General features: G+C 37.5%; 12 protein-coding genes and 1 rRNA gene. 3 read left to right on the top strand and 10 right to left on the bottom strand.

Going from position 1 to position 13,981, the window contains the following annotated elements; translation table 11 throughout:
- The 8 genes from C231_RS0106315 to C231_RS0106280 all read right to left on the bottom strand — a co-directional run.
- A 16S ribosomal RNA gene (locus tag C231_RS0106315) occupies window positions 1-114 on the bottom strand; the annotation flags it as partial.
- A gap of 371 nt (window positions 115-485) precedes the next feature.
- Window positions 486-1,259 (bottom strand): MurR/RpiR family transcriptional regulator, encoded by a 774-nt coding sequence (locus C231_RS0106310; RefSeq protein ID WP_018659787.1) that lies wholly within the window; start codon window positions 1,257-1,259, stop codon window positions 486-488.
- Window positions 1,260-1,387: 128 nt separating this feature from the next.
- Complete coding sequence (locus tag C231_RS0106305) at window positions 1,388-2,677, bottom strand: M20/M25/M40 family metallo-hydrolase (protein ID WP_018659786.1); 1,290 nt, start codon at window positions 2,675-2,677, stop codon at window positions 1,388-1,390.
- A 46-nt stretch (window positions 2,678-2,723) separates the two neighbouring features.
- Window positions 2,724-3,665 (bottom strand): uroporphyrinogen decarboxylase family protein, encoded by a 942-nt coding sequence (locus tag C231_RS0106300; RefSeq protein ID WP_018659785.1) that lies wholly within the window; start codon window positions 3,663-3,665, stop codon window positions 2,724-2,726.
- A 21-nt stretch (window positions 3,666-3,686) separates the two neighbouring features.
- Entirely contained in the window at window positions 3,687-4,508 is an 822-nt protein-coding gene (locus C231_RS0106295) for a PTS system mannose/fructose/sorbose family transporter subunit IID (protein WP_018659784.1), read from the bottom strand.
- Window positions 4,509-4,522: 14 nt separating this feature from the next.
- Window positions 4,523-5,368 carry a PTS mannose/fructose/sorbose/N-acetylgalactosamine transporter subunit IIC gene (locus C231_RS0106290; protein WP_018659783.1) on the bottom strand — a complete coding sequence of 282 codons (846 nt, stop codon included), beginning with the start codon at window positions 5,366-5,368 and terminating at the stop codon, window positions 4,523-4,525.
- A gap of 11 nt (window positions 5,369-5,379) precedes the next feature.
- Window positions 5,380-6,351: a PTS sugar transporter subunit IIAB gene (locus C231_RS08310; RefSeq protein WP_018659782.1), complete on the bottom strand. Its 972-nt coding sequence runs from the start codon at window positions 6,349-6,351 to the stop codon at window positions 5,380-5,382.
- 18 nt (window positions 6,352-6,369) lie between these two features.
- Window positions 6,370-7,509 (bottom strand): trans-sulfuration enzyme family protein, encoded by a 1,140-nt coding sequence (locus C231_RS0106280; protein ID WP_018659781.1) that lies wholly within the window; start codon window positions 7,507-7,509, stop codon window positions 6,370-6,372.
- Window positions 7,510-7,720: 211 nt separating this feature from the next.
- On the opposite strand from C231_RS0106280, the gene C231_RS0106275 reads away from it, so the two are divergent.
- On the top strand, window positions 7,721-9,223 hold the full coding sequence (locus C231_RS0106275) for a C69 family dipeptidase (RefSeq protein ID WP_018659780.1): 1,503 nt from the start codon (window positions 7,721-7,723) through the stop codon (window positions 9,221-9,223).
- A gap of 123 nt (window positions 9,224-9,346) precedes the next feature.
- Here C231_RS0106275 and lysS read toward each other — a convergent pair whose 3' ends face one another.
- Both lysS and dusB read right to left on the bottom strand, forming a co-directional pair.
- On the bottom strand, window positions 9,347-11,299 hold the full coding sequence (gene lysS, locus C231_RS0106270) for a lysine--tRNA ligase (protein WP_018659779.1): 1,953 nt from the start codon (window positions 11,297-11,299) through the stop codon (window positions 9,347-9,349).
- Between the two features lie 31 nt (window positions 11,300-11,330).
- Complete coding sequence (dusB, locus tag C231_RS0106265) at window positions 11,331-12,350, bottom strand: tRNA dihydrouridine synthase DusB (protein WP_018659778.1); 1,020 nt, start codon at window positions 12,348-12,350, stop codon at window positions 11,331-11,333.
- 212 nt (window positions 12,351-12,562) lie between these two features.
- Between dusB and C231_RS0106260 the strand changes: the two genes are divergently transcribed.
- Both C231_RS0106260 and C231_RS0106255 read left to right on the top strand, forming a co-directional pair.
- Complete coding sequence (locus tag C231_RS0106260; protein ID WP_018659777.1) at window positions 12,563-13,099, top strand: DUF1836 domain-containing protein; 537 nt, start codon at window positions 12,563-12,565, stop codon at window positions 13,097-13,099.
- On the top strand, window positions 13,092-13,976 hold the full coding sequence (locus C231_RS0106255; protein WP_018659776.1) for a DegV family protein: 885 nt from the start codon (window positions 13,092-13,094) through the stop codon (window positions 13,974-13,976). Before C231_RS0106260 ends, C231_RS0106255 begins: the two co-directional genes overlap by 8 nt.
- Window positions 13,977-13,981: the final 5 nt, after the last annotated feature.

The following is a 13,981-nucleotide window of genomic DNA, read 5'->3' as shown; positions in this document are numbered from 1 at the left end:
ACTCACCCGTCCGCCACTCATCCCTCTCTGCAAGCAGAGAGTTCATCGTTCGACTTGCATGTATTAGGCATGCCGCCAGCGTTCGTCCTGAGCCAGGATCAAACTCTCAATTTTTAATGAGGGGATGAACACTGTTCATCCCAAAGGTTTGATTGCTCAAAATTAATGTTTTGGTTTTGGTTGGTGTCTAATGAATGGAATATTCAAAAGACCCTTGCACAATTTGGTTGTATTACTTTGTTCAGTTTTCAAAGATCTATGCCTGCGTTAAACCATAAATATATCTCGCTAGGAAATATATTGTATCATGATTTAGAATCTTCGTCAATCACTTTTTAAATGTAGTAAATGACGACATCCACTATATTATCAGCGAAGTAGAAATCAGTCAAGCGATTTTTTATACTTTTTTATAAAATTATTTCATTTCTTTTGAAGGTTTATTATTTCAAGGTTTTGAGCGGTCAAATTTCTTTATCTTTTTGCTATTTTTCTTGAAGAGCTAAATATTTCATCGAAAGAATATCAACAATAATACTAAATAAAAAATGTGAAGAAATATCAATGTTATGATAGCGTGTATTGTCAATGTCTAGCACTATGGAATGATCAACCATTTTCTCCAAGCTACTACGTTTGGAGCCAATAAATGCTAATGTTGGAACCTCTGATTGTGAGAGAATTGAAGCACATTCTAAAATATGTAGTGTCTCACCGCTCATTGAAATTAAAATGGCTAAATCATTATGCATCATGTAACGTGCCACCGCACGCTGTTCATCCCAGTCGCTTCGTGCATATGAAAGGCAACCTGCAAATGTTAGCTTACGCGCACCTTCTTGACAAACTGAAAAGGAACGTCCAACGCCAAAAAATTCCACACGCTTACGATTAGAAAGCAATGTCAATAATTGTTCAAAATTTATGTGCAAAATATTTTTGACATTTTTTCCAAGTTCTGTATAAACTTGATCTAAGTATTCGACATGATTTTCTTTAGAATTGTAAGTTTCTTCTTTTTGTCTAAGGGAACGATTATTTTTAGCAAGTTCCAATTTAAATTCAATGAACCCGCTGTAACCTATTTTTTTGCACATACGACTAATTGTAGCAGTTGAGCAATATGTTCTTTGAGCGATTTCTTCTATGGAAAGGTTAAGGGCTTCTTCTGAATTATTCAAGATATAATCAAGCACCTTATTTTCCAAGTCGGTAAGGGCTTTACGCTTATTTGTTAGTTGCTTAATTAGCGCATTCATTGTGATTGCTCTCCTTTTTTATGATACTTCCTATTATACTCTAATTTGCAAACCCTTTCATTAATCTATAATAAAAAATCGCTGTGCCATAAGGAAGATTATATGCACAGCGTTTTCAATCACATTAATTATGTTGTGAGATTTTCTAATAGTTGAATATAAATGCACAAGCCATCCCTAAATGATTGACGCGTTATTCGTTCATCTTCTGCATGACCATAACTGCGTTCATTAGGAAAACCTGGTCCAAAGGTTATGCAATTTGGAAAATACTTTGCATAAGTTGTTCCCGCAATTCTTAGCGGAGAAGTAATGGCTTGATGAGGTCTTAAAATCTTTAGTGCTTGCGTATATGTTTGGGAAATCTTCTTAACCATTGGATGGCACTGATCATATTCATAGCCACTTGCAATATTTTTTCGCAATACTTGTGTATCTTGAATTTGAAACTGTTGACGCAAGAATTTCCAAACAGCATCGGCCTCAAGTATCGAAGGAATACGTGCATCTATCGAAATTTGAATATACTTGTCATCGCCAATGATCATTGTTGGCTTTATAATAATTGCCATTCCCATATATGTGTATGTTAATATATTACCCGATATATGTGCTTCAATATTTTTCAAAAATGAAGCGTGATCTGCTTGTTTTGCAAGTAATTTGAATATTTCAATTATTGCATTCGGATCTTTTACATCATTAGCAGCATGTCCTGCTACACCTTTCGTTGCAATAATAGCACCGTTTGTCATTAATGCATGTGCCATATCAGGCAAAATATTAGTCCCCGTCCCTCCATTTATTGTGACAACTGGGACACCAAATTGTTCAGCTGTCAGCTTAAATGTGACATTGATAATGCCTTTTTCACCAATAACAAAAGGGAATTTCGCGTCTGGGATATATCCATATTGCGGCATTTCTTCTTGGTTTTGGAGATATTTCTTTACACATAGAAAGTCGCTTTCTTCATTTCCACCGACAATCAGGCGTATGCGTAATGGTCGCTTTTTTTCTAAGACATATTTCATTGCATATAAACTCTGCACAATAGGCCCTTTATTATCAACAACACCTCGTCCGAAAAGTGTCTCTCCATCGACTTCTCCAAGTGGATCATGTTCCCAGTTATTTTCCTCATAATTGACAACATCTAGATGACCTACAATGCCAATAAGTGGCAAATTAGGATCACCAATCTCTACCCAGGCATAATAATCACCACAGCGATGCACAGTTGTACCTAATACATTTTCTGCTGCTTCAGAAAACACTTGAAACATTTGATGAATATCTTTACCAAATGGATAATCTGCCGTCGCAGGAATTTTTACACTTTTTTGTGCTAAGAAGTTGCGTAATGTTTTTAAGTAATCTTTTTCTTGCATCTTGGCATAGCGAATAATTTCTTTCATGGCCTTTCCTCACTAAAAAAGGCACAACTTTTCGTGTGCCTCTTATTTATTTTACATGTTCTACGGCATAGCGAATGCGTTCATAATTAATCGTAGTCGGCAATGTGCAATCTGCACCCAAAATAAATCGACTTAAATCGGATTGCTCTTTAAGTGCTGTTAGCGCTTCATCAATTTCATTTTTTGAACCGTCTACCAACACACCGCTGCGGTCATCCAAGCCCCCTAAAATAATCTTATCTTTAAAATAATCTGTACCTGCAGCCAAGTCATAATCTCCTTCATGGATGGCCCAATTGACGACATCGGCTGGATAATCTTTAAAGCGATCAAAATCGACATGTTCTTTACACATATGAAGAAATATTTTCTTGTCTTGGACTGCTTTGAGTATCATTAGATCATATGGCTTAATAAATTCCTCGAAAAACTCTCGGGGAAGACGGTCTTTTTCGGCGCCAAGTTGTGCATAATAGATACCATCTACTGCCGTTTGGTTCGTCATCTCTAACATATAAAGAACATTTTCAGTCGTTGCTTTAATGGCATCTAATACCGCAGTCTTATTTTCTAAAGCATGCTGAATTAACAATTGTGGCGAGTGGCTATAGCTATGACCAGAAGAATGCGACAACGATGCCATTACACCATGAATAGTCCCTAATGTATAAACTTGTTCATCCAAGGCTTCTAACGTTCTTTCAATAATCTCTTTTTGATTGCGAAATTTCTGATCATTCGTTGCTAATGGTTTAATATGTGCCCAATCAGATGCTCGCACAATTGGAGTAGAACGTCTAAATTCATTTTCATTCATAATTTTTAAGACATCTACTTGTGTTTGTTCTGCAAATTGTAAATGTGCTTGAACTTGAGCCTCAATGCCTGATTCAATAATTTCTTTAGGAAAATGAATCCAAAATCCAGCCGGTGTATAGTCAAACGTTTCTTTATTTAGCAATTTAATAACATTTTCTCTTTTTGACATATAACTCACTTTCTATTTGCATTAAAAGACTTTGAAGAATGATCCCACTAAAGCGATCACTGTCAATATGATCATCAATTTACTAAGGGATATTTTTTTATATTTCATTGCCCAATACACTGAAAGAACTGCACCGAGTGGCAACAGTCCAGGAACAATGGAGTCAAGCGTTGACTGTACATTAATCACCGATCCAGCAAAATCAAATTCCAATGGCGTTGATAGGCGCACCATATTAGCAGAAAGTGCTCCCATCATGAACATTCCTAACATACCTGCTGTTTGAATGATCGTATTAATGCGGCCACTTTCTAATACTTCTACAATTGATTTCTTCCCTTCACGATACCCTAAATGCATAAAGAAGTATCCCAACATAAAATGTAAAGCATTGAACAAAACAATTAAAGCGGCTCCTAAAAAATTGCCAGCAGTGGCAAAAGAGGCAGCAAGTGAATCAAAGATCGTCATTACTGTACCAAAATCAAGTGAATCACCCACACCTGCCAACGGACCCATTAATCCTGTTTTAATTGATGTAATCATTTCTTCAGGGATTTTTTCACCAGCTGCACGCTGTTCTTCCATCGCAACGGTCGTCCCCATTATGAGCGCACCCCAAATGGCTTGTGTATTAAAGAAAGCCAAATGGCGCTTCAACCCTTTAATTCTTTCATCTTCATTATCTTTGTACAATTTATCAATAATTGGTGCAATAGATGCTCCATAAGCTAATGCTTGCATTCTTTCAAAAGAGTTTGAAACTTCAGCAGTCCACCACCAACGAATATAAGTATTCGTTACGTCTTTTTTAGTTAAAAGTGTTTTTTTGTTATCTGGCATATGGATCTCCCTCCCTAATCTACTTCTCTCATCATTGCAGCGATTGCATCCTCATTAGATATCTTTTTCGATGATGCTTTTGCATCGCTTGTTTGCATATTGCCGGACTCTTTGTTCAATCTTGGAAATCCGCCCATATATGTAATGATGAGTGCAGCGGCAAGCCCAAAAATAGCAGCGCCCATTGTCGTAATCTCAAAATATTGAATAAGGAAAAAACCGACAAAAAATAATGGCATGAATTCTTTCTTACCAATCATAAAGATTGTCGTAGCAAATCCTAAAGCAGGAAGCAAGCCACCCATAACAGACATTCCATTCAAGAACCATTCTGGAATAATTTGCAATAATTTATTAATTAATTCTGCTCCATACAAGTTCGCAACAAAGACGATTGGAAAACGGATCACAAATCCTAGTGCGAGTGGATATAAAGTAGCATAGTGCCAAATTGCTTTTGAGTTACCTTTTGCTGCTTGTTCATCTGCCTTATGTACAAAAAAGGCATTCGTGTAACGACGAATATTATTGATAAAGACTCCTAAAATTCCTACAGGCACCGCAATGCTGATGGCTAAGTCAATAGTCATATCACTCATTAACACTAATGGAATAGCAACTAAGGCCGCGAGTGCTTTATCAGAAGGGATATTGCCTCCTGGGGCAACTAACCCTAAATAAATCACTTCAATACTTCCACCTGCAATAATTCCTGTCGTTGGATCGCCCCACAATAATCCTAAGCAAAAACCGATAAAAGTTGGGGATTTTAGTGCTCTAAATAATGTATAGCCTGCAAGTCCTGCAGAAAACCAGTACCAAAGTCCGGTGACAATGGCCATTACCATAACATTTTGCATAATATTACCTCCTAGTTCATTTTAAGTTTCGCGTCATCATATGTAAGGGCAGCTTCATCTGGCAGAATTTGGATATAAACTTTTGTACCAGCGGCTTCCACTTTATCAAGCACTTCTACATCTTGATTTGAAAGCGATACGGCTGTCAGTACCATTTTGTTAGTAGCTGTTTTAGGGATCCCACCTAATTGAATTTCATCTAAATGAAGTCCCATTTCAAGTGTGCGGTCAAGCTGTTCAATATTTCTAAAGAGTAGCATCACTTTCCCAGCTGGGAGTGTATGATGTTGGTAAGCATATGCTACGACCTGACTTGGCACGACAAATACTTGAATCCCATGCGGAGCAGCTGAACGGTAGACTTCGATCATCTCTTGATCTTCATATAATGCATCATCGACAATTAAGATTGTATCAGGGCGAATTTTTGGAACCCAACGAGTCGCCACTTGCCCATGTAACAATCTAAAGTCAACGCGCGCAAACACAATCTCACCACCCATTCCCAATGCTTGATCTGAATGGTGTGCTTCAGTAAAATCTTCTTCCAACAATTCTGCCGTATTACTTTCCAATGCCTCCTCATTTGAAATTAAGCCATCCTTATTAAAAAGCTGGACGGCTTCTTTTCCAGAGCAAATAGCAAGTCGAGCAAGCTCGGCAGCAGGTTGTTGCTCAAGTAGCATTGCAATTTCTAAAATCATTGGAACATTAAGACCTGAAATAAGATAATGACGCCCAAATTCATTTAAGGCTTTTTGGGCAATATTATAAGGTGAACCACCAATAATATCGACAAAAATAAGCAATTCTTCATCTACAGACTGAATATAGCTGAACACTTCATCTTCGAACACTTGAATATCACATGTTGGATGCAAACTAAATGTTTGAATCGCATCTTGCGGTCCAATAATCATCTCGACCGTATCTTGAACGCCACTTGCTAGATTACCATGCGTCAAAAACAACATTTTAGTCATTCATTTTCCCCCTCTTATTTATAGTTGACGAAGCGCCTGATCAAAATCTTGGAGCAAGTCTTCTGTATCTTCTATGCCACATGAAAGTCTCAATAAGTTGTCAGTTACCCCTTGTGAGAGTCGCTCCTCTGGTGAAAGACAAGCATGAGACATCGTACATGGATAGGAAACAATCGATTCTACACCGCCTAGGCTGACAGCAATAATTGGAATTTGTAAGGCTTTTGTGACTTTATCGACAGCTTTTTTACTTTTAAGTTCAAATGATAAAACGGCTCCGCCACTGCTTGCTTGTCCTTGATGAATTTCAAAATCTCGATGTGATACAAGTCCTGGATAATAAACTTTTTGAACATTTGGATGGCAATCGAGAAATTCAGCAATAGCTTGGGCATTTTTTACTGAGCGTTCCATACGAATTCCCATTGTCTTCATCCCGCGCAACACTAGCCACGCTTCTTCCACTCCTAATATGCCTCCGAAATTCTTCTGAAGTAAGCAAAGGCGATTATAAATATCTTCATTATTTGTCGCGATGAATCCCCCTGTCACATCACTATGACCATTAATAAATTTAGTAAGACTCTCTACTGATATGTCTACACCTAAATGCAGTGGATTTTGGTACAACGTTGTCATAAATGTATTATCAGCAATCGTCAAAATGTCGTGATGCTGGGCAATGTTTACTACACATTTGATATCGGTAATTTTTAGCAGTGGATTGGAGGGTGTCTCAATATAAATCATGCGTGTATTATCTTTTATCGCACGTTCGACATTTTGCAAGTCGGCCATATCAATGTAAGATACTTCTATGCCATAATGCGTCAATATTTGGCATGTGAATTGATAGGTTCCACCATAGACTTCAATTGGCAAAATAATGTGATCTCCTTTTTCAAGAAGCATCAAACTAGTAGAAATCGCCGCCATACCTGAAGCAAAACTTAACGCATATTTTGCATCAGCTAGCATTTTAAGGCCTTCATCAAGTGCATGAACAGTTGGGTTTTTAAAGCGTGTATAAGTGTATTCTTGACCATCAAATACACATTCTTGATTGAAAGTTGATGTTTGATATTTTGGAATGGATGCTGCGCCAGTATGCGGATCCACTACAGGATAGTCATGTAATAAGCGTGTATTGATATTCATTTTACTTCCCCTTCTTCAATACTTTTTTTATATTTTACTAAGTGTAATGATATTTTAGCAAATTATCCAACCTTATCCGCTTGCATTCTTCATTTTGTAAAGGCTTTCAAAAAATGTAAAAAGTTTCAAGCGCTAATTTTTTATAGCATTAAAGTTTAAGTTAGGCTAAAAATATATTATAATGACATCATATTAGAAAGAAGGAATAAAAATGGCATGTACTACTATACTCGTTGGGAAAAACGCTTCTTATGACGGCTCGACACTGGTCGCTCGAAATGAGGATACTCCAGCTGGCATCTATTGTCCGAAACGCTTTACTGTAATGAAAGCTGAAGATCAACCACGAATCTATCGCTCAGTCTTATCGAAAGTTGAGATTCCACTTCCTGATAATCCGCTGCAATATACATATACTCCAAATGCTCTGAATGATGAGGGAATATGGGGAGCTTTTGGTGTTAATGCACTAAATATTTCAATGACTGCAACGGAGACATTAACCGCCAATGAAAGATTACTTGCAGCAGACCCACTTGTCATCTATGAAAAAGCGCAAGGTGAGCTAGGAATGGATACTTATCGTCCTGAAAAAATCGGCGGAATTGGTGAAGAAGATATCGTCACATTAGTTCTACCTTATATTCGTTCCGCAAAAGAAGGTGCCCTTCGCCTCGGTGCATTACTAGAAAAATATGGAACTTATGAAATGAATGGCATCGCATTTCAAGATGTCAATGATATTTGGTGGCTAGAAACTATTGGCGGTCATCATTGGTATGCAAAACGTGTACCTGACGATCACTATGTGATTATGCCAAATCAATTAGGCGTTGATTATTTTGACTTTAATGACGCCTATGGCGAACAAAAAGAACATCTCTGTAGCGCCGATTTAAAAGATTTCATAGAAAATCATCATCTCAATACATCAATGACAACGGGAGACATCATTAATCCGCGGCTCATCTTCGGCACTGCAAGTGATGCAGACCATACGTACAATACACCGCGTGCATGGGTCATTCAACGCTATCTCAATCCACACGAGCATATTTGGGACGGCGAAAAAGCGACTTATCGCCCTTGGTCTGATGATATTCCTTGGTCAAAAAAACCTGAACGCAAAATCACCTCAGAAGATATCAAATATATCTTATCTAACCATTATCAAAATACCCCTTATGATCCTTATAGTCATTCAGCACCTGAACATCTTAAAGGCTCACTGCGAGCCATTGGAATTAATCGTACATCAGCAGTTGGACTTGTTCAGTTGCGTCCTTATTTGCCAGAAGAATGTATGGCACTGGAATGGGTTACTTACTCAAGCAATCCATTTAACACATTAGTCCCATTTTATGCAAATGTTGACCGCACACCAGAATATCTTGCAAATACAACAAGACGTGTAACAACCGAAAATTATTACTGGATCAATCGCATTATTTGCGCGCTTGCCGATCCTGTATACCATGAATGTTCTGCACATATCGAAAGATACCAAATCGAAACTGTCATTCAATCACGTCGCATTATTGAAGCATATGATGCAAAAATTCAAAAAAATCTGTCAAATGCAAAAGCTTTATGTGAAGAAGCCAACGAAAAAATTGCTCAAATGCTAAAAGAACAAACAGAAGACTTATTAGATAAAGTACTCATTGAGTCATCTAATGCAATGAAGAATGCTTTTTCAAGATCTGATGCATAAATTCTCCAACTAATATAAAAAGACTGAAAGCTACATAAATGTTGAAACTTTCAGTCTTTTTAATTAAATTCAAAATAGAAAAATAAAAGCTGAAGCAAAATTACTTCAGCTTTTATTTTATTTTTAATACATTTTGGCGCCAGCTGGGATTCTAGGACTTAACATAACAAGGTTTAATTTTTCTTCGCCTTCTTCTTCATGAATCGCAGAAATAATCATCCCTTCCGATTCGATCCCCATCATTTTTCGTGGCGGTAAATTTAAAATCGCTAATAATGTTTTTCCAACAAGTTCTTCTGCACTATAATAATCTTTTATACCACTGAGAATGATTCTTTCATTTTCAGAGCCGTCATCTAGTGTGAATTTTAATAGTTTGTTACTTTTTGGTACTTCTTCACAATTCACAACTTTTACTGCTCGAAAATCTGCTTTTGAGAATGTTTCAAAATCGATCATCTCTTCAAAAAGCGGTTCAACCTGTACTTTTGAAAAATCAATTGCTTCTACTGCATTCAATGCATCCTCAAATGCTTTTGCATCATCTGCTGCGCGGCGATTATTTGAGCTTGAACCATCAGAAGAGCGCATCGTTGGGAATAAGACCACATCGCGGATGCTTGGTGCATTCGTCAAGAGCATTACAAGACGGTCAATACCGATACCGAGCCCGCCCGTTGGTGGCATACCATATTCCAATGCCTCAACAAAGTCTTCATCAATTCCATGAGCTTCATCATTTCCAAGATCGCGTTCATCATCTTGCGCTTTAAAGCGAGCCAACTGATCAATTGGATCATTCAACTCTGTGTAGGCATTGCCATATTCTCGTCCTACCATGAAGACTTCGAAACGATCAGTAAAGCGCGGATCCTCATCATTTTTCTTAGCAAGTGGCGAAACAGCACTTGGATGACCATACACAAAAGTAGGCTGACGTAATTTATGTTCAACAAATTCTTCGAAGAATTCATTCACAACATGACCATAATCCGTATATTTTTCAACTTGTACATGATGTGCTTTCGCAATTTCGCGTGCTTCTTCGTCCGACATTTCTTTCCAGAAGTCAACACCTGTATGTTCTTTAATTAAATCAACCATATGACGGCGTGCCCAAGGTTTGTCTAAATCAACGACTTCATCACCATAAGGCGCAAGGCCTGTCCCATTAACTCGATTAGCCACCGTACGAATCAGATCTTCCGTCAAGTCCATCACATCATTATAATCAAAATAAGCCGTATATATTTCAACCATTGTAAATTCAGGGTTGTGGCGTGTACTAATTCCTTCATTGCGGAAAACACGTCCAAGTTCATAAACTCTTTCCATGCCACCTACAATCAAACGTTTTAAGTGTAGCTCTGGTGCAATGCGCAAAAAGAGCTCCATATCCAGCGCATTATGGTGTGTCTCAAAAGGACGTGCCGCTGCGCCACCCGCCATAGTCTGTAAGATCGGTGTTTCAACTTCAATATAACCATGATCATCTAAATAGCGACGAACTTCACTGACAATCTTACTTCGTTTTACAAAGCGGTCATAGCTTTCCTCATTAGAAATTAGATCGAGATAACGTTGACGATACACTTGTTCAACATTCGTTAGGCCATGATATTTATCAGGCAGTGGACGCAATGCTTTTGATAAGAAAGTAATTTTTTTCGCAGCTACCGTCAATTCACCCGTATTGGTTTTCATCATAATTCCTTCTACACCAATATGGTCCCCTAAATCAGATTTCGTATATAAATCATAAGCTTCTTCGCCAATCTCATCTTGGCGAACATAGAGTTGGATAGAGCCATGACTATCACGAATATTTGAGAATCCAGCTTTCCCACTTCCACGTTTGGCGATCAATCGTCCAGCTACAACAGTTGGAATTTGTTTTTCAGCCAACTCTTCTTTTGTGTAGTTGCCATATTCTCTTACTAATTCATCGGCATAATGTGTTCGCTCAAATCGTCCGCCAAATGGGTCAATCCCATGGTCGCGAAGATTTTGCATCTTTTCCAAGCGAACCTGCATCTGATCGTTCAATAATTCATTCGTCGTATTTTCTTTGGTCACTTTTCTATTGCTCCTTTACTTATTTTTATAATTATTCTTCATTTTTATGATTCAATTGATATTGTCGCAAATCAAGTCGTTCTTGGGCTTCACTACCGCATTGTTTTAATAATTGAATCATCGGGATCGCCTCTACTTGCGTATGCAGTGTCTCTTTATATTTTGCCGATCCTGGCAAGCCTTTCAAATAATAAGATGACAGCTTTCTAAATTCTTTCACTGCTACTTCCTCACCTTTTAATTGGATCAGTCGATTTAAATGATCAATGGCTTGCGAAATCTTTTCAGCGGGCGATGGATCCGCCAACATTTCACCTGTTTCTAAGTAGTGAACCATTTGATGAATCACCCATGGATTGCCAAGTGCTGCACGCCCAACCATTACGGCATCTGCACCTGTGATTTCTAAGGCATTTTTTGCATCGATAGGTGTACGAATATCACCATTGGCAACAAAAGGAATACTTAATGCTTCACGTACTTTCTTTAAGATATTCCAATCCGCTTGTCCCCGATACATTTGCTCGCGCGTTCGACCATGCATAGCAATCATTTTTGCTCCAGCTTTCTGTGCTGCAAGTGCTGTTTCAACGGGATAGTAATGTGCCTTATCCCAACCGCAGCGCATCTTAACAGTGACTGGCTTATCGACCGCATCAACGACTTGTGAAACCACTTCATAAATGTGATCGGGATTTTTTAAGAATTTTGAGCCGGATTCATTATTTGTTACTTTGGGTACTGGACAGCCCATATTAATATCAATGATAGCAGCATCCGTATTCTTGGCAATATATTTTGCCGCTTCTACCATTGTTTTAGTCTCTCCACCTAAAATTTGAATGCTGAGAGGATATTCTTCTGGCTCGATATGTAGCATTTTTAAAGTCTTGGGATTATGAAATAATAATGCTTTATCGCTAATCATCTCGCAAACGACAAGTCCTGCACCTTGTTCTTTTACAATTGTTCGAAAGGCCGCATTGCTAACGCCAGCCATCGGTGCAACTACGACGCGATTATCAATTTCAACATCGCCAATCTTCCACATACCGCCATCTCCTCATCAAAATACTTATCACATCATGATAAGCCAACTTATATGATAACATATTTAATCATTTTGAGGAAGCATTAGACTGCTACAGAACACTTTTCATTCCCCTTTCACTCACTCAAAATAAATAATATATTTTAGCTTTGACACATCAAAAAAGCTATAGTAAAATAATGTAGTTATTATAACTACATAAGGAGACTATAATGAACAATACAATCGAAAAAATTTATACCTTTAAATTACCGCGGTGGCAGCAACTACCAGAACAGCCGCTGCGTAGCTCTCAACTTGTTCAATATGTGACGGAACAGTTGCGTGCCATTTTTATTGATAAAGAAGAGATTATTACAACGACCATGATTCAAAATTATGTCAAATGGGGAATTATTCCGCGTCCTGATGGCAAAAAATATTGCAAGGAACATATCGCAAAATTAATTGTTGTCATCATTTTAAAAAAAGTACTTCACATTCGCTATATCAAAAAAGGAATGGAACTACAACTCAATATTATGGATATTGCAACGGGATATGACCGCTTTTGCGAATATTTGGAAGAAAAATTGCAATTAACATTTCGCTCCATCTATTTTAATAAGCCATATGAATTAGGCAAAATTTTCTCATCTGATGAAGAAGTTGGATTGAATGCTCTTGCCTATTCTTTTGCACTTAATTTATTAGCGAATATTATTATTAGCCAAAAAGGATTTAAAAATATTGGAGGTTCTCATGGATAAAAAAATAGCAATCGTTCTTGATTCCACAACATTAGAGTCTGACATTTTATTAAATCATCCAGATGTTTATTGGGTACCATTAAATGTCATTGTCGATGGTAAGACATATGAAGATAAGACAGAAATGAATGAAGCAGATTTATTAAAACTGTTGGATGAAGGGAAAAGCGCTAGTACATCACAGCCGTCCGTTCAAAAAGCAATCGAAATCTTTCGCGAAATAAAAGCTAAACATTATAATCATTTTTTTATCTTTTCAATAAGCAGTTATTTGTCAGGGACTTTGAATACTTTAGCGATCGGTTTAAAAGAAGCTGAGATTGAAAGTTATGACCTAATTGATACATACACAATCGCTGGGCCTGTCGCCTATATTGCAGAGAAAGTACTCGATGAGATTGCTGCAGGCACATCATGTTCTAAAATACGTCAACATGTACAAGATACAATTGATTCCACTAGCTCATATATTTTAGTAGAAAATTTAGAGCGACTAATTTTATCTGGTCGACTTAATAAAACGGTTGGGAATTTAGCCTCCGCATTTAAACTGAAAATATTGCTGACATTAAAAAATAAAGGAGAAAGCATTGACTTATTTTCCATTTTTCGCAACGACAAAAAATTACATCGCACCATTCTTGATATTTTAAAACAGGAAAAAGTAAATGATAAAGATTATTTAATCTATCTATTAGAAGTAGATGGACTAGATAAGCGCATGGAGCTCGAGTCCCTCATCAAACAAGCCTACCCAGAGCTTGAGATCCGATATGGTACTCTCCCCTCTGTTACCGTAACACATGTGGGACGTGGAATATGTGGACTGCAATTATTAAAAAATAACTTAAATCAAACAAAAAAGAGCACTAAATGAAGCAC

The sequence above is a fragment of the Allofustis seminis DSM 15817 genome (genome assembly GCF_000374325.1).
Taxonomy (GTDB): Bacteria; Bacillota; Bacilli; order Lactobacillales; family Carnobacteriaceae_A; genus Allofustis; species Allofustis seminis.
Note: the sequence above shows the minus strand (reverse complement) of the source record. Positions and strands in the feature narration are given on the sequence as shown.

What these genes read in the sequence shown, in the direction of transcription:
- C231_RS0106280 (WP_018659781.1), bottom strand. Translation starts at nt 7,509, where the DNA reads ATGAATATCAATACACGCTTATTACATGACTATCCTGTAGTGGATCCG.
- C231_RS0106275 (WP_018659780.1), top strand. Translation starts at nt 7,721, where the DNA reads ATGGCATGTACTACTATACTCGTTGGGAAAAACGCTTCTTATGACGGC.
- C231_RS0106305 (WP_018659786.1), bottom strand. Translation starts at nt 2,677, where the DNA reads ATGAAAGAAATTATTCGCTATGCCAAGATGCAAGAAAAAGATTACTTA.
- C231_RS08310 (WP_018659782.1), bottom strand. Translation starts at nt 6,351, where the DNA reads ATGACTAAAATGTTGTTTTTGACGCATGGTAATCTAGCAAGTGGCGTT.
- C231_RS0106295 (WP_018659784.1), bottom strand. Translation starts at nt 4,508, where the DNA reads ATGCCAGATAACAAAAAAACACTTTTAACTAAAAAAGACGTAACGAAT.
- C231_RS0106310 (WP_018659787.1), bottom strand. Translation starts at nt 1,259, where the DNA reads ATGAATGCGCTAATTAAGCAACTAACAAATAAGCGTAAAGCCCTTACC.
- C231_RS0106300 (WP_018659785.1), bottom strand. Translation starts at nt 3,665, where the DNA reads ATGTCAAAAAGAGAAAATGTTATTAAATTGCTAAATAAAGAAACGTTT.
- dusB (WP_018659778.1), bottom strand. Translation starts at nt 12,350, where the DNA reads ATGTGGAAGATTGGCGATGTTGAAATTGATAATCGCGTCGTAGTTGCA.
- C231_RS0106255 (WP_018659776.1), top strand. Translation starts at nt 13,092, where the DNA reads ATGGATAAAAAAATAGCAATCGTTCTTGATTCCACAACATTAGAGTCT.
- C231_RS0106290 (WP_018659783.1), bottom strand. Translation starts at nt 5,368, where the DNA reads ATGCAAAATGTTATGGTAATGGCCATTGTCACCGGACTTTGGTACTGG.
- C231_RS0106260 (WP_018659777.1), top strand. Translation starts at nt 12,563, where the DNA reads ATGAACAATACAATCGAAAAAATTTATACCTTTAAATTACCGCGGTGG.